Annotated in this window: 21 protein-coding genes; 7 read left to right on the top strand and 14 right to left on the bottom strand. The window is 39.4% G+C overall.

Going from position 1 to position 22,534, the window contains the following annotated elements:
* Positions 1-22: 22 nt before the first annotated feature.
* Positions 23-1,162 (bottom strand): acyltransferase family protein, encoded by a 1,140-nt coding sequence (locus ABTV71_RS10560; RefSeq protein ID WP_433903143.1) that lies wholly within the window; start codon positions 1,160-1,162, stop codon positions 23-25.
* Positions 1,163-1,265: 103 nt separating this feature from the next.
* Complete coding sequence (locus tag ABTV71_RS10555; RefSeq protein ID WP_433903142.1) at positions 1,266-2,051, bottom strand: hypothetical protein; 786 nt, start codon at positions 2,049-2,051, stop codon at positions 1,266-1,268.
* A gap of 341 nt (positions 2,052-2,392) precedes the next feature.
* On the opposite strand from ABTV71_RS10555, the gene ABTV71_RS10550 reads away from it, so the two are divergent.
* Positions 2,393-2,818, top strand: a complete 426-nt coding sequence (locus ABTV71_RS10550) for a DinB family protein (RefSeq protein WP_121121756.1) — start codon at positions 2,393-2,395, stop codon at positions 2,816-2,818.
* Positions 2,819-2,884: 66 nt separating this feature from the next.
* Here ABTV71_RS10550 and ABTV71_RS10545 read toward each other — a convergent pair whose 3' ends face one another.
* On the bottom strand, positions 2,885-3,337 hold the full coding sequence (locus tag ABTV71_RS10545; protein ID WP_108632123.1) for a GNAT family N-acetyltransferase: 453 nt from the start codon (positions 3,335-3,337) through the stop codon (positions 2,885-2,887).
* 663 nt (positions 3,338-4,000) lie between these two features.
* Here ABTV71_RS10545 and ABTV71_RS10540 point away from each other — a divergent pair.
* On the top strand, positions 4,001-4,186 hold the full coding sequence (locus ABTV71_RS10540) for a hypothetical protein (RefSeq protein ID WP_433903141.1): 186 nt from the start codon (positions 4,001-4,003) through the stop codon (positions 4,184-4,186).
* Between the two features lie 12 nt (positions 4,187-4,198).
* Here the strand turns inward: ABTV71_RS10540 and ABTV71_RS10535 are convergent, their stop codons facing one another.
* Complete coding sequence (locus ABTV71_RS10535) at positions 4,199-4,408, bottom strand: hypothetical protein (protein WP_147430289.1); 210 nt, start codon at positions 4,406-4,408, stop codon at positions 4,199-4,201.
* Between the two features lie 346 nt (positions 4,409-4,754).
* Between ABTV71_RS10535 and ABTV71_RS10530 the strand changes: the two genes are divergently transcribed.
* Entirely contained in the window at positions 4,755-4,949 is a 195-nt protein-coding gene (locus ABTV71_RS10530; RefSeq protein ID WP_121121752.1) for a YqaE/Pmp3 family membrane protein, read from the top strand.
* 63 nt (positions 4,950-5,012) lie between these two features.
* Here ABTV71_RS10530 and ABTV71_RS10525 read toward each other — a convergent pair whose 3' ends face one another.
* Complete coding sequence (locus tag ABTV71_RS10525; RefSeq protein ID WP_183078599.1) at positions 5,013-5,798, bottom strand: alpha/beta fold hydrolase; 786 nt, start codon at positions 5,796-5,798, stop codon at positions 5,013-5,015.
* Between the two features lie 40 nt (positions 5,799-5,838).
* The gene (locus ABTV71_RS10520) at positions 5,839-6,267 is read right to left on the bottom strand and encodes an SRPBCC domain-containing protein (RefSeq protein ID WP_433903140.1); all 429 of its coding nucleotides are present in this window, start codon (positions 6,265-6,267) and stop codon (positions 5,839-5,841) included.
* Between the two features lie 273 nt (positions 6,268-6,540).
* Between ABTV71_RS10520 and ABTV71_RS10515 the strand changes: the two genes are divergently transcribed.
* Positions 6,541-6,987: a hypothetical protein gene (locus ABTV71_RS10515; protein ID WP_121121748.1), complete on the top strand. Its 447-nt coding sequence runs from the start codon at positions 6,541-6,543 to the stop codon at positions 6,985-6,987.
* Positions 6,988-7,519: 532 nt separating this feature from the next.
* A complete protein-coding gene (locus tag ABTV71_RS10510) occupies positions 7,520-13,159 on the top strand; it encodes a DUF3320 domain-containing protein (RefSeq protein WP_433903139.1) in 5,640 nt (1,879 codons plus the stop codon).
* Positions 13,160-13,218: 59 nt separating this feature from the next.
* Here ABTV71_RS10510 and ABTV71_RS10505 read toward each other — a convergent pair whose 3' ends face one another.
* The 7 genes from ABTV71_RS10505 to arsC form a co-directional block, all read right to left on the bottom strand.
* Positions 13,219-13,581 (bottom strand): DUF7674 family protein, encoded by a 363-nt coding sequence (locus tag ABTV71_RS10505; RefSeq protein WP_121121744.1) that lies wholly within the window; start codon positions 13,579-13,581, stop codon positions 13,219-13,221.
* Positions 13,578-14,138 carry a GNAT family N-acetyltransferase gene (locus ABTV71_RS10500; RefSeq protein WP_433903138.1) on the bottom strand — a complete coding sequence of 187 codons (561 nt, stop codon included), beginning with the start codon at positions 14,136-14,138 and terminating at the stop codon, positions 13,578-13,580. Before ABTV71_RS10500 ends, ABTV71_RS10505 begins: the two co-directional genes overlap by 4 nt.
* Complete coding sequence (locus ABTV71_RS10495; protein WP_433903137.1) at positions 14,125-14,541, bottom strand: hypothetical protein; 417 nt, start codon at positions 14,539-14,541, stop codon at positions 14,125-14,127. Before ABTV71_RS10495 ends, ABTV71_RS10500 begins: the two co-directional genes overlap by 14 nt.
* 161 nt (positions 14,542-14,702) lie before the next feature.
* Positions 14,703-15,134 carry a hypothetical protein gene (locus ABTV71_RS10490; protein WP_121121740.1) on the bottom strand — a complete coding sequence of 144 codons (432 nt, stop codon included), beginning with the start codon at positions 15,132-15,134 and terminating at the stop codon, positions 14,703-14,705.
* Positions 15,135-15,194: 60 nt separating this feature from the next.
* Positions 15,195-15,686: a hypothetical protein gene (locus ABTV71_RS10485; RefSeq protein WP_433903136.1), complete on the bottom strand. Its 492-nt coding sequence runs from the start codon at positions 15,684-15,686 to the stop codon at positions 15,195-15,197.
* 200 nt (positions 15,687-15,886) lie between these two features.
* A complete protein-coding gene (locus ABTV71_RS10480; RefSeq protein ID WP_433903135.1) occupies positions 15,887-17,098 on the bottom strand; it encodes a DUF1266 domain-containing protein in 1,212 nt (403 codons plus the stop codon).
* Positions 17,099-17,740: 642 nt separating this feature from the next.
* Entirely contained in the window at positions 17,741-18,097 is a 357-nt protein-coding gene (arsC, locus tag ABTV71_RS10475) for an arsenate reductase (glutaredoxin) (protein ID WP_121121732.1), read from the bottom strand.
* A gap of 480 nt (positions 18,098-18,577) precedes the next feature.
* On the opposite strand from arsC, the gene ABTV71_RS10470 reads away from it, so the two are divergent.
* On the top strand, positions 18,578-19,486 hold the full coding sequence (locus ABTV71_RS10470) for a helix-turn-helix domain-containing protein (RefSeq protein WP_433903134.1): 909 nt from the start codon (positions 18,578-18,580) through the stop codon (positions 19,484-19,486).
* 82 nt (positions 19,487-19,568) lie between these two features.
* Entirely contained in the window at positions 19,569-20,570 is a 1,002-nt protein-coding gene (locus ABTV71_RS10465) for an aldo/keto reductase (RefSeq protein WP_121121728.1), read from the top strand.
* A 172-nt stretch (positions 20,571-20,742) separates the two neighbouring features.
* On the opposite strand, the gene ABTV71_RS10460 is transcribed toward ABTV71_RS10465, so the two are convergent.
* Positions 20,743-22,482, bottom strand: a complete 1,740-nt coding sequence (locus tag ABTV71_RS10460) for an ATP-binding protein (RefSeq protein ID WP_121121726.1) — start codon at positions 22,480-22,482, stop codon at positions 20,743-20,745.
* Positions 22,483-22,534: the final 52 nt, after the last annotated feature.

Genomic DNA, 22,534 nt, shown 5'->3' with positions numbered 1-22,534 from the left:
TTTACCTATTCTGCACTTAATTCTAATTCTTTGCCTTTGATTTTAAAAATCGCTGGGTCAGATATTTTCGTACAGGGATATCGCACAACTTTAAACAGCTATAAGCGAGCACAATACTACCGATCACGACCGCTGCAGCACCGGGCAATGATTGCTCAAAGCTGAGGTTTTCATTTTTCACCCAAGCGTAATACAAATAGATAAAAGGATAGTGCACCATATACAAAGGGTAAGAGATATCTCCCAGGAATTTAGACAGTTTGTTTGTAAAACTGCCTCCTTTTCCGGAAGCCCCCAGAACAACTAGCAGTGGAAAAACCAGCACACAGCACAGCGTATCATAGAGTCCATTCATCCAGAGATGTTCAACTCCCCCGATACGAGGAATCGCCAAAAGTGAAACAAGGATAATACTACAGATCCAAAATGCACCTTTAATCCGAAAAGGCTTAAATACGCGCGATAAAAACAGTCCTGCAGTAAAGGAAAATAAAAGACGTAAGGATCCCGCTGTAAATTCTGTTCCGGTCAGTGAAAATCCTGCACAAATATCACCCAAAGGACCCCAGATCGCAAATATGGCTAATCCACAGCCAGCAGCAACCACCAGTCCGCCAAGTGCTTTTGTTGAAAATTTACGGATGATCAAAACATAAAGGAGATTACCAATATATTCAAAAAACAAGGACCAACTCGGACCATTCAGCGGAAACATCTCACCTAATCCCCTTACTTCATGTCCGGGGAGAGCAGGGATCAGCAGTGCATTTAATACTGTCGCTAGTAATAAAGCCGAAACAGTCACCTTCGATACATCCCAGACCGAACAACCCTGTAAATAGAATAGGACAGCACCAATGATCGCCCCCATAATAACCATGGGATGTAATCGTATAATCCGGCGTTTGATAAAATCCATTGTCGTCATCGTTCCCCAACGATCATCGTACGCATAACCGACGACAAATCCAGATAACATAAAGAAAAAATCGACCGCCAGGTAACCGTGGTTAATACGTTGATCCAAGTGACTGGTGGCAAAAGCTTCGAAAATATGAAAACACACTACCGTGATGGCGGCAACGCCACGCAGGCCATCAAGCACAGCATAATGCGGTTTGGTGTCGGCATACGCGGAAGTAGAAACTGCTGTATCGGGCATACAAATAATAAGATTAGTTTTATTGATTTTTCCGAAAAACAAAGATGTAAATATAAACAATTTCAAAAAACGTCATAGCCCTGCCGCTCAATCGAATCACTTATCATTTAGCAACAGGAATATAATCCTTCAGATAAACCTGCTCTTTCCGCATATCCTGAATATATTCTTTACTAAAAATTTCCAAAAGTATTTCTGAAATAGCTGTCGTGGTGGGCTTGTCATCTTCGGATTCACCAAACGAGAAAATTTCCTCCTCCGTTCGATCTTTCTTCGTTAAGAAATAATAAAAATCCGGACTTTCCCAGCCTTTTACCCCTGAACCAGCTTCTTCTGCTATGTTGAGGACAGTGTATTTTTTTTGTAGAAAATTCTGAATATTTCGGAAATCAGCCATATTTTTTGAGGTTTTGCCCGCATATAAATAAACGAATTTACCATCGCTATTTTCCCCCATAGCCAGCGAGGGAAAAGCGACACCATTCAGCATGGCCAAGGTATCCTTCTCCTCGTTATAGGACACCGTTGTATAGCGATAGCCATAATATTTCTTCGGTTTTAATTTTCTTGTTCCCCAGCTAGAGGTAGACTCCAGATAAAATGGCGTCGGCAAACTTCCTTCGCTATCAAAAATTGCCATGGTATCTTTTTTGAACATGGCGGTTTCAAAAACCTCTTTTATTGCTTTCTTGTCCATGTTCTTCACATCAGAAGCTAATATAGACTCTGTTTTTTTTATTTTTGGTGCATAAAACTTTGAAACATCAAACGTCTTATCCAATTTATCCAAGAGTACAACATCCGGATCCTGAGATTGGCAAGAATGTAACAGCGTCGATAAAAGTAGTGAAAAAAGGATACTTTTATGTATTGAACTAAATAGCTTCATGGGGAAAATTGCTCAAAATTATCTTTTCATTTTCAATCTTAAACCTGCGGCAAAAGATAATCAAATATAAGGAGTACAGCGTTAGGTTAACAATAATATTTACAATCCGTGCAAACTGGTTTTACAAAACATCGACCGTTATCCGAAGAAAGGGACGCATATATAATTATTCATCCAAACCATAAAATGGATTTAAAAACGAATTGATTTCTGTCCGTGAATTTTTATTTATAAATTAGCAATAACAGTTTATCTCTAAATACGACTTGCGGTAATTTTTTCAGTGACAAGCCATGTCATCACTTAACACAAATCTACCATCATATTAATATTCAATAAAAATGAACGATTTTATACATGAATTTGAAGTTCTCATTGATACTTTTCCAGCTGAACTTTCGGCAATTAATACAGTCGCATTTAACGAGAAGTCAGTTCCGGAAAAATGGAGCAAGAAGGAAATTTTAGGGCACTTGATCGATAGTGCCATGACAAACTATCTCCGGTTTATAAGAGCACAATCTGAAGAAAATCCGCAGATTTTTTACGCACAGGATGATTTTTGCGAAAACGCAAATTATCAGCAGTCGGAAACCAAACAACTCACGGACTTATGGTTATCACTCAACAAGCAGCTTTTATTCCTATTCAGGACGCTGATTGCGAGAGATCTGACAACACGAAAATGTAATGATCTCACATTAGCGTTTTTGATGGCAGATTATGTAACCCACCTCAATCATCACCGGCACCAAATACTAGCTTAATTGTAAATTCATAAAGAAGTCTAGTCCAGATAATCGGATGATTCTAAGGACTAGACAAAATATAGTTTACTTTTTACTCCACCAATGATAATAGTTGTGGGCTCCATCGTATTCAAATCCGCAACGTGGATATAGCGTATTGCCGATGTCGTTTGTTTTTTCCGTTTCTAACATCAAACCACAGGCACCGGTTTCCGTACACCATTGTTTACTTCGGTCTATCAGTGCGACAGAGAGTCCTTTACCACGATAATCCTGATGAACAAACAGGTCGCTCAGCAGCCACTGCATTTCCAATTTGGTGTAGTGAAACAGTTTATATAATTGTACAAATCCTACCGCTTTACCGTCCACCATCGCTAGAAAAATATCCGATTCGCTATTCAGAAACCGCTCTTTTAAAAAGACTTTCCCTTTTTCCAGATCCGATTCCTGGCGATAAAAAATCCGATAAAGGTTAAACAGTTCTGCGGTCTGTTCCAGGTCTTCGAGGCTAGCTTTTTTAATTTGATAATTCATTTTAGTAAATATTTTGATTTATACAGGCAAAAATACTCGTAAAAGAAATTCACCTCATCATCCAGATTTGAGATGTCAGACAGTCCAGTATGTTACCACCGCCGATTAAAGTCATTAAACGAAGACGGGAAGAGTTCAGTCGTGTTGCATTCTTCAATCGACGGATAAAATTTCATTTGTTCATATTTACGTGATCAGCAGTCTGTTTGACACAATTTGATGTATGATCAAGTATAAAATCTTTTCGGATGAATTGTAAAAGCAGCAAACATGGATTACTTTACACCTTTATATTCATCAAAATGATAAAGCGCTTATGGTTAATGAGGTTCAATCTGAAAAGATTTATATCCACCAAAATAGAAAAGAGTCACTATCGCCGTTATTTAAGTGCTCATTGGTCTAGCACCATTAGGCATCGATATTGCCTCTTTGTCATATTCCATGGTAGCAATTCCATTGAAACTTACCTGTATTCTTACCGGCTTTTGGATTTTGAAAAACAAGAAAAAAGCCATTCGGGCAAAAACAGATAGACAGGGTTTTTATTTCAAGTGAATATCTGGTAGCCTGCTAATAAAAAAAGCATTAACGGACTTGGATTTATTGGTTTTTGTTCCATTTGTGCAAATTGTCAATATCCGGATAACAACGAGTATCTGCATGGGAACGAGACTCGAACTAGAAACCATGCAAGGCAAAGAGATGCTGACTATGCTGGATGTGCTGAGCAGAAAAGAAAAACAGCAGATTTATCAAACTATCAAAAGATTCGGTATACGAAATCTCGTCAAACCCCGAATGGAAGAAGGATACCTTAAATATTTAGAAAAACCTGCTGTAAGTTAGCCTCCTTCCCTGTTAACTTAAATGATCTAATAACAATTGATCCACATATTCCCTAATTTCTTCGGGTAACATCAGGTAAACTGGTGTTTTTAGATTTTCTCTGTTGGCTTCACCTTCGGTAAAAATATTTCTGAACCCTTCATTGAGCCATTTTCCTTCATCTTCTAAATAAGCCTTATATTTACTGTCCAAAATCTCAATTATGTTTTTGCTATCTTTCATTTGTTCCGTCATTTATTCAATTGTAAACTGCATCTAAAAATATTCGACAGGGGAACATCAACATTGGTGCCACTCCTCCACTAAATTTTCAAATGAAGATTGGAAACAGAAAACTTTAAGATTTCTTAACATTTTTAGCGATTTGCCAAATAATGGTTCAGCAAACCAACAGCGGCGATTTTGGTAACAGGATTCATCTTGAAGCAAGTAGCAGCAATTTTCACCAATCTTATTTGCTTTCTTTCTTATTATTGTCGATTTTTGCTTTGAACATCTAAGCTATCTATAGCCAGATAAACATAGATTATTTTAACATAAGATATTACTCTTTTATAAATCAACTGTTATGATCTTGATCGCAGTGTTACTACCTTGGTTATCCTTCTTTTTAAGAGGGAAAATTTTCAGGGGAATTATTTGTTTAATCCTTCAGCTCACTATTCTGGGCTGGTTACCGGCTGCTATTTGGGCGGTTGCTTCACGTGTAGATGGCAAAAATAAACAACGTATACGAAGTCTTGAACGAAGTATGCGCCATTAAGTCTAGCAATCACCTGTCCTAAAATCGGATCGCTGATGTATACATAACCGCCACAAAAGGGTGCTATTGAGCTTCGAGGAATTTTCGAACCTGAAAAATGGTAAAATCAATTAATCCTTCATCAGTCTCACCGCTGAAATCTTTCATCATATAGTTTCCATGATTGGCAGGTAAGATCATGAGACGGGCATTTGGGATTTGTTTTTGCATTTCCGCTAAATGCTCTCCCTTAACCACATCCTGATCCCCTCCTATGAGAAATACCGGACATGATATATTTTCTAAAGCTCCGGCTTCAAAATCGCGAAAATTGATCATTCGTTGGCTGTCTTTTTCATACATATTTCTAAAATCTTCGGGATCAGAATTTAACTTCAAAAAGTTTTCTTTCAGAGAGGGCGGCATCACCTCAATCGTTGAAGCCGACATTCCCTCAAAAAAACCATCTAACAACCCCGCCCTCTTTGTATTACCGGAGGCTGCGATCAATCGGTCTACCCGATCTGGAAAAAGAGAAGCGAGTTTCAAAATAGTGGTCGCACCGTTACTGAAACCAAAAAATGAAGCTTTATCTATGGCGAGATGATCCAATACTGCTACAATGTCTTTTGCATCCTGTTCAAATGTTTCGGGAACTTTTCTATGTGCCGATCTTCCGTGATTTTGCATATCCAACAGAATCAATTGGTAATGATCCTGCAGCCGTTTCACTGTTTCCTCAAAATCAAAAAAACCAGAAGAACCGCCGCCATGAATAAGTATCAGCGGTTTTCCGGTTCCATAGATCTCATAATATAGTTGTATTCCATTCGCTGGAGAATAGCCTGAATGATTGTTCAATATATCCATAATTCAATATTAAATAGTTTGGCTTATTTAGATGAAAAATTTATCTGCTTTCCACAAATTTTTTAAAGCTGATCAGAACAGAGTCTGTGAATTTTTGCTGAAGGTCTAAAGGAGTTTTTGTGTCCGGTTCAAATGTTTCCCTTAGAATTGTATTGTTATCTATTGCCTGAAATTCGACAATGCAGTTTCTCCCTGCACTGGTACTTTCAATATATTCGAATGGGACAATTCGGTCATACACGCCACGATAGTCAAAACCCTCTCCGTCTTCCATTCGCTCCATTCGAAAATTAAAGTTCCCTCCTTCCCTGAAATCGTTTGTCACGGCTGGACAATGCCAATCGTCAAATGGAATGTTCCATTGTTTTATGGATCCGGCACCGGTCCAATGTTCCCAGACATCCTCGATTGGCCTTTCCACCAAAACAACCGAGACTAGGGTATTCCTGTTTGAGTCTGCAGCTTCCATATTTTATATTTTTAGGTTAAATACGTTCTATCTATTGATCATTGTTTTTTCTATTTATTATTTAAATTTTCTGCTACGTTCGGCAGATCTGATCGTCGCAAGTGAATAGCGGCATATCAATTGAAAGACAATATTAATAAACAGCGCACTAAATTAACTTGCCCTATGACAATATTTATGCAACGTTTATTTTTTTTGATAAAAAGTACAATTTGACAAATATGGTATATTTATTGCACAGCAGAATTAGAATATATAGAAAAACCGATTCAAATGAAAAAAATAGCGATTCTAGCACTGGGTGTGATCCTATTTGCCGGATGTAACAATACACAGCAATCAAAATCTACAGAGAGCACAGAAGATAAGACCAAAGAAGAAACGCCATCTATTGGCGGTGATAAAGATGAACATGGCTGTCTTGTGGGTGCAGGTCAAACCTGGAGTGAGGTTAAGCAGGGATGTATCCAGGTGTTCAATGTCGGAACGCGGCTAAATCCTGTTGATTCCAAAGAGGGGGATGCTGTCATCAGTGCATTTGTCGTCATAAACGATGATAAATCGAAAATGGAGCTATTTTTGCCAGATGACAATAAAACAACCATTATTTTGGATAAAACGGAAGACAACCTGTACCAAAAGGATATTTATAAATATGATGCAAAAAAATCAGATTTATATGTCGATGGTACAATCAAATATAAAGGTGAAGTTGAATAACATCCCTGAAACTTTATAGGACGTAAAGGTAATGCCAATGTTTATCACATTGGCATTTTTTTATTTATCTTACAAAGAGCAATATCTCCTTTTGAAAACTTTTTGACTAACAAGAATGCCTACATAGCACGTCTGCTTAATCAATCTCGAAGATTGCCTGTATCTCAACATCGGTAGCCTCTTTGACCTCCTGCTCATTGACCTCCATGCCCAGTTTTCGCAGCTTCAATATTTTACCATCCTTAATGCAACCTGATTGATAAAGACTAAATTTCAGGAACGGACATAGGATTGATAATTTCCAGCGGGCTGGGGAAACAAAATTAAAAATGCCCCTTTTATCTTTTTTGCCAAATTACACTTAAAACGACATTTCGAATTCGTGCATAAAGCAATTGGGAGTAAATAAATTTTCAATATCTTTAAACTAATATATTTTTTTAAAATGATCGAAACGAATGCGTGTTTTCAAGTTGCAATAGAGAAGGCTTCCCACTTTAATTATAGCTTCTGTTTCCATAACCTGTCCTTGGTGGAAAAAATTAAAATCACTGCGGTCACGAGAGATATCGAGCACATTAAAATTGAGATGACTTCTGAAATCGGGCTGTTCAGCCCTTATGCATTTCATATAGATAAATTTTCGGAGGGAATTCCAGTAACGCTGGAAAATTTAGCTTTCGACTACCATATTCCATATCTCCGGAATCTCGTGGAGAAAGATCTAGACACCATTACCTGTACTATCTCTTCGAAAAATGAAATATTACATCAGCAAAAGTTTGCCGTAAAGGTGTTACCGATGGATTATTTTGGCGGATTAAGTAAATATCCAGAGTTGTTAGCATCTTATGTTTTACCCAATCACCCTATAATCTATACCATTAAAGCAGAGGCGGTCAAGATTCTTGAAAAAAATAGATTAAAGCCGGCCTTTTTGGGCTATCAATCCAATAGCAAGGAACGTGTCCTACAGGAAGTAACGGCGATATACCAAGCAATTTTAAATATCAATATTACCTACAGTGCCATGCCCCCGAGCTTCGAAACTGAAGGTCAGCGGATTCGTCTGGTCGATCAGATTTATGAAACCAAATTCGGAAACTGTATTGATATCTCTCTATTATTTGCGGCCTGCCTGGAAGCAATCGATCTGAATCCGATTCTTATTGTTACGCATGGTCATGCATTTATTGGTGTTTGGCTCAGTGACCAACGGTTAGATGCGGTAATCAATTATGACCAGGCCGCGATTTCAAAACGGACCGTTCATGGGATTGATGATATTGCTTTAATTGAGTCTACTCATCTGTGCCGTGGAAATGCGTATACCATGGGCGAGGCTATGAACTACGCCGAAACACAGCTCTTGCATGCAAACAATTTTATCTTATCTCTCGATATCAAACATGCCCGTTCACATGGTATTCTTCCCCTACCTTTTTCAGGAAAAGAAGAGTTGCACAACGCAAGTATAGAACATTCTTCAAGCTTACCTAAACAACAGGCTATCGATCGTTTTACCCTAGATGACAACAAGCTGGACCTAGCTCTTAGTGACGCTAAAGAGCTAACCAAACAAAAAATATGGGAAAGGAAATTGCTCGATCTCTCGCTCAGAAATAATCTATTGAATCTACGGTTCACCAAAAGCATGCTGCAAATTGTGGATCTGAAAATAGACCATCTGGAAGATCATCTTTCGAACGGGAAATCACTGTCAATTCATCCCAATAACAACCAACAGCTCTTACGCCGTTATAATCTATATTCAGCACCTTTACACTTCTCCGAGCCATTATTTAAACTCGCAGATGACGCATTTCGCTATAACCGCTTGCTGACCCATTACCATCAGGATGACCTAGATATCATTTTAACACACTTGTACCGTAATGCGAAATTAGCCGAAGAAGAAAATGGAAAAAGTACATTGTATCTGGGTGTTGGCCTATTGAAATGGTTTGAACCCAAAACCAAACAGCAGGCCAGACTCGCTCCTATCCTATTGATTCCGGTAGAATTATCCCGTCGATCCGTTAATACGAAATTTACGCTCCGAAGCCGTGAGGAAGAGGCTATGATCAATATTACCTTATTGGAATATCTCAAGCAGGAATTCAAACTTAATCTCAGTACATTGGAGACACTACCGATGGATGAATCGGGAGTAGATGTGCAGAAAGTACTCGCCATTTTAAGAAAGTCTATTCTAAATCTGGAAGGCTGGGATATCCTGGAGCAGGTCGTTTTAGGAAACTTTTCTTTTAACAAATTGATTTTATGGCAAGATCTATCCAGATATGCTGAAGAAATTGAAAAAAGTACAATTGTAAAGAGCCTGATTGACGGAAGGCTTTCAGAAATGCTGGATATCAGCGGCGATTCGGAGAACCTGGAAACTATGCCATCTTCACAGTTGACATTACCGATACCAACCGACAATTCGCAATTGGAAGCTATCCGTCACTCGAACGCAAATAAAAGCTTTGTCTTACATGGGCCTCCCGGTACCGGTAAATCCCAGACCATCACCAATATTATCGCAGATGCTTTGGCGAATGACAAAAAGGTACTTTTTGTGGCCGCTAAAAAGGCGGCACTGGATGTGGTCCATCGTCGGTTGGAAAAAATTGGACTGGGCTCCTTTTGCCTGGAGTTACACTCCAATAAATCCAAAAAATCAGATGTGTTAAAGCAATTGGAGCAGAGCCTGGAAACCCCCAAATATCAAAGTCATATTGATTTTCAGGAAGAAGCCCAACGTATCGATCAGCGCAAAGCGGCATTAAGTCGCTACGTAGACGCCCTGCATCAGCCCTTCGCAGTAGGTTGGAGCTTGTATGATTCTGTCTCTTATCTAGACAGCAATCATATTGCAATCAACACAGCATGGCTGCTACCTTTGCAACTGGATGTTATCGATAAAAAGACCTGGAATGACTGGCAGGACTGGGCAATCCCGTTTGGACAATTAACAGCTAATTTACCCGCGATTGACACGCACCCGTTGCGTTTGATCCCGTTGAAAGATCAGAACTTTGCCTATAAAAATCAGATCGAAAAATCTATCGACGAATACATTCAGGCATCTATTCATGCGAACAAAGCCCAATCGGATCTACAGCTGAACCTTTCAGACAACTGGATCGTAAACAAAGCTTCTCTATACTCACTTCTCGAAAAAACAGCTCATTTTCAAGCGCATCAGACCCTCGTGAATGTGCACTTTGACCCACGTAAAAAGAATTTACTTGATCATTGGATTGAATTGCAAACCCAAAAGCAAGCATTAAAACAAGTGCTTATCACAGATTTCGGCAATCGAATATTCACCACAGACTGTAATCCTATTGAATCTGTCTGGAATCAGTCAAAGCATTCTTGGTTTCTGCTCAAGTGGCTGAAACAGCGCAAAGTAAAAAACTTTTTAAATGGTTTTGCCACAAATAAAATCACCTCCGAACAACAAGTTGATCAATTCTTTAATCAGAAAAATTCCTTTGATCTCGTTACTAAAAATTTAAGCGAGCCGCAGTTTCATCCCATAAACGAAGCGACGAGCTATTATCTTGTCGGTAACCAGTTTGACTTAAACACATTATCACAGAACCAGCATGAGCTGGAAGAACTAAATCATCTGGCGCAATATCTCAAAATTGAAAATTTCCAATCCTGGCTCACCCACATCCTCACGGATGTGGATTTAAAGCTTAAGATCCCTGCCACTGTCCTTACCCTACAGCAGTATGCGGATAAACATCAGGAAATTTCGACATTCTTAACATATATTCCCGACATTGAAGAATTAAACCAGATAAAACAACATTTAGATAGCCTTGAAGACTGGATCCGCTACAATTATTATAAAGATCAGGGAATAAAACTTGGATTATCCTGGTTGATTGACCTCCTTGAATCAAACAAGATTGATAAAAATGAATTAAGCAGAGATATGGAAAGTGTACTGCATCTCAATTACTTCATAAAATCGTTGGATCAGTACACTATTTTAAATGGTTTTGACGCAGCTGTGTATGAAGCACAGATCGGACAATATAAGGCACTTTATCAAGAATTTACCCGACTGGTGCGGGATCAATTGGTTTTGGCGCTAAGCAACAAAATTCCGAATCTCTCCCACGAAGCGGTCCATAGTTCGGAAATCGGTATTTTGCAACGAGCCATCCGTAACCGGGGGCGTGGGGTCAGTATCCGCCGTTTATTTGACCAAATTTCGACTTTACTTCCCCGGTTAAAACCCTGTATGTTGATGAGTCCAATCTCGGTCGCCCAATATTTCGACGTAAATACCGATCATTTTGATCTTGTTATTTTTGATGAGGCTTCACAATTACCGACATCTGAGGCAATCAGTGCTCTTGCACGGGCAAAGCAGGCCATTATTGTTGGGGATCCCAAACAAATGCCACCAACCAGTTTCTTTGCCAGTAACAAATTCGATGAAGACAATCTTGAATTGGAGGATCTCGAAAGTATCCTTGATGATACCCTGGCCTTGTCCATTCCGTCCAAATACCTGCTGCGGCATTACCGCAGTAAACATGAAAGCCTGATTTCTTTCAGTAACTCCAACTTTTATGAAAACAAATTGCTGACATTTCCTTCTCATGACGATCAGGACAGGAAGGTAAGTTATCAATTTATCAACGGCCATTATGACAAAGGGAAAACAAGAACAAATCAGAACGAAGCTGAAGCTGTTATTCAATACATAAAACATCATTTGGAACATCATCCCCATCGTTCATTAGGTGTGGTTACATTTAGTCAAACACAGCAGAATCTAATAGAAGATTTGCTACAGCTTTTATTCTCCCAATACCCCACTTTAGAGGAAACTGCACTGCAGGGAGAGGAACCGATTTTTATTAAAAACCTGGAGAATGTTCAGGGTGACGAACGTGATTTCATTTTATTTTCAATTGGCTATGGTCCAGATGAAGAAGGGAAAGTTTCCATGAATTTCGGTCCTTTGAATCGTGAGGGTGGCTGGCGAAGGCTAAATGTCGCAGTAACCCGGGCCCGATACGAAATGCGTGTTTTCTCTTCGTTAAAGGGGGACCAGATCGACTTGAACCGTACCAGTTCAGCTGGTGTGCAAGGACTGAAAGCCTTTTTGAACTTTGCGGAAAGAGGTATATTGCAAACAACGGAAACTGTTGCCCAAGATAAAGACAAACATACGCTCATCCAGTCTATTGCCGGCCATTTAGATCGAAATGGAATAAAAGTAAAAACAAATATTGGAACCTCTGGCTACCGTGTTGATATTGGAATTGTTGATCCTATGCATACGCAAAAGTATATTTTGGGAGTTTTGGTCGATGGAAAAAACTATTTCAATACAAAAACGACAAATGATAGAGAGCTGCTTATTCCCGATGTTCTGCAATCCTTAGGATGGAATATTTATCGCATCTGGACCTTAGACTGGATAAAAAACAAAGAAAAAATACTGGCTGACATCCAAGCGGAAATTCAACGTATCTTAAATGACGCGAAGATACAAGAGCCAATCATCATTGACGCCTCACAACCACAACCAAAGACAAATATTTCAGTGATATCCGATGATGCGATTGTTTCAAGTAAAATGAAACCCTATCTAAGTGCCAATATCAGTTCAATGGCAACAGCTAGTGCGGAATCAATTTATGATGCAACACATCGCGCAACATTGAGCAATCAGATCCTGAAAATCATCCGTACAGAATCTCCAATTGGTCAAAATCATCTGTTTCGCAAAGTTCTACGCCTATGGGATCTCCCAAGATCCTCCGGAAAACTTACCCAATATCTAAGTGAGCTTATAAAAAATCTACCGGATATAAGGGAGGAAATTTCACATCAAAGTTTTTATTGGGATCAGGGACAATTGGCTACCGACCTGACCCACTATAGAGACAATAGTCTGGAAAAAAGGGCAATAGAAGATATTGCTCCCCAAGAAATAGAGATAGCGCTCATCGAGATCATGGATACCAACCTCAGTTTATTGCGGGAGGATCTTGTACGTGCCGCCGCAAGAGCCTTTGGCTTTTCAAAGACTGGTGCTCAAATTGATATAATTGTCAATAATTCAATAGATAAATTATTGCAGCAGGCCCATTGGAAATCTATAAATGGGAGAATTGTACTGATAGATTAGGTCCATTGCTGCGAAGTGATTATAGTCCTCTCACCTTGTTTGGGCCATATAGATCAGGCCTAGTTGCCTGATCTATATATTTGATTGACATAGGCCGTATAAATTCCAATAGGAATCTTGCCGGTCACTCTACCACGGCGTGATTCGGGACAGGCATTCAAAATACTGTGCAATGAAAAAACAAATATATTTTCCACCGCATTTTGAAGCCTCCACTCTCCTTTTTCGTGCATATATTCCATCAGATGCAGGGCCTTGCCCAATTCATCTTCGCACTCCTGTGCGATCATTTTCTCAATATAAGCGGTAAGAATCCCGATTATCGTAAGTGGATTTCCAACATTTTCGGGTCGCAAGATTTCCGTCTGCACCGATGGTACTACCGAAACAATTATTTCCTGAGCCTGTTTTATATTCATCATTTACTTGCGTTTAATGCTATATCCGGTTCAAACATCATCGCCGTACAATAGCAGTTTCTAAATCCTGTATTTTTTAAATTCTGATAATTCACACATTGCTCACATTTATGCCAAAACGATGCATCCTGTGTTATTTCAGAGAAAGTTACCGGCCGCATCCCGAGTTTTGAATTGATCCGCATAGTCGCCAATGTCGTTGTGATACCAAATATCTTTGCCTCTGGATACTTTTTCCGTGTTAACCAAAATATACACTCCTTCATTTGGGTTGCGATCCCAAGTCTGCGCCAGTCTGGAGCTACAATCAAGCCACAATGAGAAACAAAACTGGCATGTCCATACACCTCTAGATAGATGTAACCAACCCATTCTCCAGCTTTGGTCAAAGCGATAACGGCATTTCCTTCCGACATTTTATGAACGATAGACTCGGGGCTTCTTCGTCCAATTCCGATACCGCGCGCACGCGCTGAAGCCTCCATTTCCTGAGAGATCCGAACCGCATATTTACAGTCGGCCGGAATAGTTTGTCGAATTGATACATCAGTTGTTTTCATAGGAGCGATATTCAGCATGCTTGTTTTTTTCTTTATCGCAGGTATCTTCGGGCAAAACAAGCCGTTGTATTGAAAGTGGCAAGCGGGCTTCAAGGTAGTTCCATTCAATCGTGTTGCATGCTTTTTTTAACCTGGAGAAGGTGTTTGGAAGTAATCCGTTTATCACAAACTGAAGTTCGGATGTTCCCCGATCATGTACATAAGCCATGACCTGCATAATCCATTCAAAACGATGCCAATCCTTGGCATAAATGACATCTTCCGCAAACTGTGAGATCATTTTTATAATATTTTTGTAGTCTCCTTTAAGTTCCGATTTTCTTAATCTTAGATTCAACTCAGGGATTACGGCGGCAATAAAATCCACCGTCTGTCCTTCATCCATTTTTTTTCTTACTTCCATTGTATCGTTTTTTATGTATACATGTTATCACTGTAAACCGGATGAACCAAACAATATTCCAAAACAATAAAAAACGAATTAATAAACTGATATACAGAAAGATAATTTTATTTAAAAAAATATAAAAAAGAAACGGCCTTATCAAATTGATAGGGACATTCTCAATTTGGAACAATCGCCACTTCGTAGGGACCTGAATACCGATTGCCAACCATCCTATTTTCATTGACAGTAATATAGTATTGTCCGCTATCAATAAAACGATGGATCAATTCTTTCCCAAACGGTCCGTCGGCTTTTCCATTTGGAGAAAATAGCTGGCTAATCCGAATATTAGCCGTATCTGAGGGAGTTTTGATTTTTATCCGAACAGAATCTGCTCGATGAACGAAAATAAAAATAGTATCAGTATGTCCTGACTTTATTTCCATATGTTTTACCAGACGGCCATCGTTAAAAGAAACTGCTTTTTCTGCTGATTTCAGATCAGCTGAATTATCACGCATATTTCTATGTTGATCTGACGGGGACTGACACGCGGTCTGTGCGATGAGTGCTGCTGAGATCAAAAACGATGATGATACTTTATTCATGACTTTTTACCAATATAACAACTCTCAACACATCCTTGTTTTCATGATAGCTGATCCTCATTACATTGTCCAGAGACTCCATTTTGATTTTACCGCAGCAGGGTTTACTTGCTCTATTTTCTTATAAAATTTATAAAAATCTTTATTCCATAGGGTATAGTTATGGGTAAACTTAAATACGATCTTGTGATTGTCAGCTCCCTGAATAATGACTTGCCAGACCCTATCATTGGTGATTGTTATTGAAGTCTTACTCAGTTCGATTATGTCCGTCAGCGGGAAAACCGCTTTTCTTTGTTGTTTATTATCGATAGCATAAAAGTTTATATCATCAAAATAGAAATCTTCATCACTGACAAGATTATCTTCCATGCCAAACAGGAAAGGGCGGGACGAAATCTTTTTGATCTTTGCGCTCACTAAATCAGCTGAAGCTTCATAACTGATCTGATGGTTTTCAGGTTTAAATCCAGCAGTATACTTCCTGAAAATTAAGCTATAAAGTACAATAAATAGTACTAAACCTGCCAACAATATAAGGTATAAATACATTCTTCTCTTTGTTAAACGACATTTGTGTTTCTCTCCGGACATCAAAAAAAACGTCTAAATAGATAATAAGGTAATTAATTAGCAGCACAAAATTACCAAATTTAATTCGATATGCAGAATTCCATGGCTAACGGGTAAATAAACGAGATCAAAGCTTCCGTTTGGGATGATACCCACTTCCGTTTCTCAAGATAAAAAGACTAGCTTCCAAAGCTGATATAATACAAGGGTGTATCTCCTGGATGATTCTTGACACGATCAAGCCCTTCAAAGAATATGTGATCCCCCAATTCCTTGCCTATCAATTGTTTCTCCATTTGATACAATAGATCCAGTGCGGTAAAATTCTTCTCATTGGATGCGCGAAGGCGGGCACAGATCTCCACTTGGTAGTACCCGCTGTCTTCGTTATCGTCATCAAAAGCCTCTTCTTCATCATCCAATAGTGTTTCATTTGGATTCAAATCTTCCATATCTTTGATCCAACACATATAACACAGCTCAATTTCGGGAGCATCCACCACAATTTCATTAGCGTCCCATTGCGCCCGATCAGCTAAAATATTACGTTGATACTCCGCAACATCGGCGTCAAATTCCCGGGAACTATCATACGATTTAGCCTGAAATGTCCAAGCTATAGCTGACAGCACACGATCTTGGACTGATTGGATGTTCCAATCTATATTATTCCAAGGGCTGCCTATTTTTTCCCTTAAATAGCCAATATATCTTTTCAAATAAGATTTCCCGATTTTATTGCTCAGCCCAACATAATGTTCTCCTTCTAAAAATTTTTCGGAGAATGTGTGCCAATCTTTAAAGTTCAATCTTGCGTAAGAAGAAAGGTTTTTCAGTATATCCAAAGCGGCTGATTTTTGCAGATACCCTACATCTGTTGCAGCAGTCGTGATATGACTACTCACAGTAATGACAAGTGCATCCACACCAGGTTTGCTAATATCCCAGTTTCCGCTGTCTATTTGATCTTCCCGACCTTCCAGGACAGTCCCCCCTGTCTTCATTCCGAGCAAATTAAAATATGCTGCTAATAGCTGCAGGCAGCTTTCAGTATCTGCAATGGCGAAGTCTCTGTTCAATAGTTTCACCAGTTCGTTACGGTACTCTGCCTGTTTAGGATAAGTCCCGAACTGATAGAGATGAACCGGATAAGTTCTATCGTCCCCGGCACTGCCAAATACGGTAAACCAATCGCCAAAGACGATAACGCGGAATGCCGCTCCCAATGCCGTACCAAATTGCTCTTCATAAGAAATATCTTTCAACATATGCTTATCGTTAATTTGCTGTTTTTTGGCTTTATCCAATTCCGCTTCCTGTGCGAGTTCCTCTTTCGCTTCCCTTACGCCCTCCTTGGTTGCACTCAATAATTCTTTGAAAAATTTAAACATAATTTTATAATATTATTTTTAACTAATGATTCCTATTTATATTTTATCGCAGCCCCAAAAGGCTTCCCACAGTGAGTTTAACTACTCATTATCACTTTTATGAGCTTGAGATTTCAATTTACTGCTGTAAATCTGGAAATAAATATTTGCTTTTTATCTTGAAATCCATATTAGTCTGGAGCCCGACCATATTTGTAGCCGAATACTCCATATTTGAAGGAAGATAATCGGGGTAAGTTTCAGTATACATCAGACATTATTGTATTCCAGATGAACCGTAGGCATAAACACTTGGACAAAAATGTGCTCGCTGTTTTTTTGGAAATGACTATTGTGTCAATTTCGTCGCTTTCACTCAGCCTAACAATGATATTGCTATCATTAATACAAAAATTTACCAGTTGTCGAAGGGACGAACAATTTTACTTCGTCAGGATGTTGAGCATCAATTTATATTGAAAGATCATCATTTTTCAGACAAAGAGATGCATCTCACGAAAGACCTTAAAGGGTATATTTCAGTTCTTCTAGAAAAGATGGCTAACGACACTTCATCTAGGTAAATAATTTGAAGATATCCAGCATCGCTGCGAGTATATTTAGTAGCTGTTTCATGGAAAAAATAATGCAATTATCGAGCCATTAGGATGATCGTGGTGAAAAGAGATCGATTACTCTTTCCAATGGACGGCCGATAACCGCTTTGCCGTCTTTAATAACGATGGGCCGTTCTATCAATATAGGGTTTTGCAGCATCACCTCAACCCACTCCTCGTCTGTCAATTGAAGCTGTTGAAATTTTTCGAGGAATAAAGCTTCATTCTTACGGATAAGCGCTAGTGGCTGAAGTCCGAGTTGTGACAATATTTCAATGAGCTCTGCCTTACTGGGCACTTCTTCAAGATACTCCTGTACCTGCAGATCTATAGTGTGCTCTTGCAGAAAGTCCAACGCTGCGCAACTCTTGCTGCATTGTTTATTATGGTATATCTTAATCATGGTAGCTTGTCGTTGGGCACTCACTTCTTTTCAGAAAAATAATGTGATTTGCGTAGTTTATCTATTATTTCTGTTCAGTAGAAATCCCCGAAGTTAATAAAAGTTCTCAATAAAAACCTATAGCCTCATATCACGTTATGTGATTGCATATTCCATTTCCCCCTTAAACCTTCCAAAGTATCTTCGATCTTCGAGAAAATGCTGGGGCAATAACGATTGTTACCCCTCTCCTAATCAAACTAGAACATTGGCTCCGTGATAGTAGATGTGTTGATCTAACGAAAGATTCTCTAGCGTACAATAATACAATAAAAGATAAATGACAAACAATAAAATTGAAACTGTATTGGAGGTTAACGGTAAGTGTGGTCGCCGATCCCCATACTTACCCGAGTTACAAAGGAATTATCATCGATACGGAGTAAAAAATTGAACTGTAAATGACCATGCATTGTAAAACGAATTTTATAATTTAGTACTATGAACTCAGCTGAAAGCGTAACAGATTTCTACAAAAGGCACCCGGGCTATGCAAACTTAGATTTACCGCTCAATAATACAGGTATAGGACATTTCAATGTATTTAGCAGAGAATCCTGTACCTTGGTCTCCCCCTATAATCGTCGTGACTTTTATAAAACTTCACTGATTATAGGCCGCGGCAAATTATATTACGCTGATAAATGGATACAGATCGACCGCCCTGCCATGTTGTTTGCCAATCCCGTCGTACCTTACGCTTGGGAACCGGAGTCAGCAGCACAATCTGGATGGTATTGCGTATTTACAGAAGAGTTTATCCAGCATAGTGAACGCATAGAGAGCTTAAAGGATTCGCCTCTTTTCAAAATAGGGAGCAACCCTATTTACTTTCCAAATGCTGAACAACTGGATGAAATCTCAACAATTTTCAAAAAAATGATGTCGGAGATGAATTCAGACTATGCCCATAAAGATGATATCCTTCGTAGTTATCTGCATTTATTGATCCATGAAACAATGAAATCGATCCCTGCTCAGGAGTTTGGTTCATATACCAACGCATCTATCCGGGTATCCAGCCTTTTTTTGGAACTTCTAGAACGCCAGTTTCCAGTAAATACAGTTCATACGGGTTTGCAATTGAAAAGTCCGGGCGATTATGCCCACGCGCTTTCAGTACATATCAATCACCTCAACCGTTCGGTTAAGGAAACAACAGGTAAAACGACTAGTGCACATATCGCCGGCCGTATTGCCCAGGAAGCCCGGACATTGCTTTTACATACAAACTGGAATATCTCAGATATTGCCTATAGTTTAGGCTTTGAATACCCCTCTTACTTTACAAATTTTTTCAGAAAACATACTGGAATGTCACCAAACCAATTGCGCGCAACGACTGTTTGAATAGTATAATTATCTGTTTGATTGTCTTAAGTAAGGCACGAAATACCTTCATTACTTTTGTATCGAACAAAATATAACAGTCATGAAATATAGAAATCTTGGAACAACAGACGAACAGTTATCTGCTATTGGATTGGGTTGTATGGGAATGAGTTTTGCCTATGGACCCACTGATGAAAAAGAGAGTATCGCCACGCTTGAAAAAGCATTGGATCTCGGTGTAAATTTCTGGGATACAGCGGACATGTACGGTAATGGCGCCAACGAAGAATTAATTTCAAAAGTTCTCGTTCCCAATCGTGACAAAGTATTTATTGCGACCAAATTTGGCTTTCGCTTTAAAGATGGAACCGCTGGACCGAGCGGTACTGCAAATACTTACTTTGACGGTTCGCCAGCTTGGATAAAAATAGCTGTAGAAAATAGCCTAAGACGTCTTCGCATCGATACCATAGACTTGTATTATGCTCATCGGGTAGACCCGAACATACCTATCGAGGATACTGTGGGCGCAATGGCCGAATTAGTAAAGGAAGGCAAAGTAAGGTACCTGGGACTAAGCGAAGCATCACCGGCTTCAATTATTAAAGCCAATGCTGTCCATCCTATTGCAGCTCTTCAGAGTGAGTATTCTCTACTAACACGTGATGTAGAAAAAGAAATTCTGCAGACTGTACGTAATCTGGGGATTAGCTTGATTCCTTATTCGCCATTGGCCCGAGGTTTATTTTCCAACACCTTAAATTTAGATAGTCTATCGGCAGATGATTTCAGGAGAACACTTCCCCGCAATCAGGGTGAACATGCAGCGAATAATGCGCGATTAATTGCTGAGTTTGCATTATTGGCCCAAGATAAACAATGCTCACCGATACAATTGGCACTGGCTTGGGTACTCGCTCAGGGAAATGACATTATTCCGATTCCGGGGACGAAAAAAAGAAAGTACCTGGAAGAAAATGCAGGAGCCATCGATGTACAATTGTCTGATTCGGATTTAAATACCATCGAAGAAATACTTCGGAAATACCCGAATGTGGGCGCTCGTTATAGTGATGGTGCCATGGCACTGGTCAATAATTAATAGCTTGTCTTTACCGGATACGGAGTATTACAGGTAGTTTCCAGGCACTACCTAATACTCCGTATTGCCTTATCGAATTTGTCTTTCAAATCATTTACAGACAATAAAACTACAGCTGGTAAGTCAATACGTATGATGAAGCCCTTTTATTGAAAATGCCCCATACTATTCGTTATGGATTATTTGAGCCGCGTGCTCTCAATATAAAGTAAAATGAACTTCCGGCACCGTATTCACTCTTTACCCCTATTACACCACCTTGTGCCTCAATAAATTCTTTACTGATACTCAAACCTAGCCCAGTTCCCCCCTTTTTGGATCCCGGAACACGAAAATAACGTTCGAAGATCTTGTCTAAGTATTTAGGTTCAATACCTTGTCCATGGTCGGTGACCGAAAACCGGATCGCCGATTCAATTTTTTCAACACGGATCTGAATACTGGCATCTTCATAGGAATAACGTACGGCATTAGAAAGAAAATTCGTCAATACCCAAGCTGTTTTTTCATTGTCCGCTACAACCGTATTTATGGTGGGATCTATTTCCAAAACAAATTTTACCTGCTTTTGATCTGCAGCAAACTGATTTGCCATCACGGCATAGTCAATAATAGGCCTTACATCAGTTGTATGTAAGCTGATCTGAATAGCGCCACTCTCCACTTGGGTCATGTTTAGTAGTTCCCCGGTGATCTTAAGCAAGCGGTCAGAATCATCTTTTATCCCTTTGAGCAGTCCGATCTGCTCAGGGTTTAGGTGCCCGATCTGTTCATTTTCCAATAGCTGGATTCCCATTTGAATCGCCGCGATGGGCGTCTTAAATTCATGCGAAACCGTACCAATAAAATTTGTCTTTGCCAGGTCGAGTTCTTTGAAAGTAGTGATATTTTTTAAGATCACCACCTGGCCGATAAATGTTGAATTAGCTTCGCCCGTCGGTAATACATTGATATCTATAATATCCTTTTCAAAATAGCTTTCCCTTTCATTTGCATAAATTTTGATGGGGTGTTTTTCCCGTTTATCCGGCGGAAGTGATAGGTCTTTAAAAATATCCCTTATCAGATCATTTTCTTCGGCAACGAGCGGCGCAAACCTTCCGACCAGCTGCTCCTTTTTCAAGGTTGTGATATTGATCGCTTCTTCGTTTGCAAAAATTACCTGTCCATGTTCATCAAGTCCAATAACAGGATCATGCATATTGTCGACAAGAGCCTCAATGCGTTTCTTCTCCTTTAAGATCTTTTCCAGCTTACTTTCTGAATACTCCTCAAGCTTTTCTGCCATCGTATTGAAGGATCTAACTAGTTCTGCAAATTCTCCTGTGCTCTGTAGGTGCAGACGTTCTTTATAATTCTGACCAGCAATCTGTCGAATACTTCCTGTCAATTTAGCAATTGGATCCGCAATATTGGATGGTAGATTGATAAGCAATATAAAAGCAATAATAAAACAAAGTGCCCCAGCAAATGAAATGATCAGGATAGCCTGTTCAGCAGTGCGATCCGCCACTAGGCTCTTAGCTGAAATTGCTGCCATATTTTGCTGCATTAGCTGCGTGATATCCTTCCTGATCGCTGAAATGACCATCATATCCTGCGGGTTACTTTTAAGCTGCCCAAAATGCTTAACAATGGCGTCGGTGGTCTGTTGCTCTCCGGGTTCAGTAACATTCTTCCTTTGCTGATTCAGGTTGTTTTCGAAGCTAGAAAGCGCGTCATTTTTCTTGGGGATATCCTCAAGTGCCAATAACATATTTTTCGCGTAAAGCAATGTATTATAATTGGCTGTCAATATATTTCCGGTATCTTTCTTTAACCTGTACACATACCAGCCGCTCAATGCAGCGAGCAGCAAGATCATGAGAAACAGGGAGCCTACTCCAAAAGTAAGTTTCGTTTTTATTTTCATCGTTGTTTGTCAATTAACTTATGTTCATGATATAGTATACGCTATTATCACT

The sequence above is a fragment of the Sphingobacterium puteale genome (assembly GCF_050986225.1).
In the GTDB taxonomy this organism is placed as follows: domain Bacteria; phylum Bacteroidota; class Bacteroidia; order Sphingobacteriales; family Sphingobacteriaceae; genus Sphingobacterium; species Sphingobacterium puteale.
This window is presented reverse-complemented; position numbering and strand designations above follow the sequence as displayed.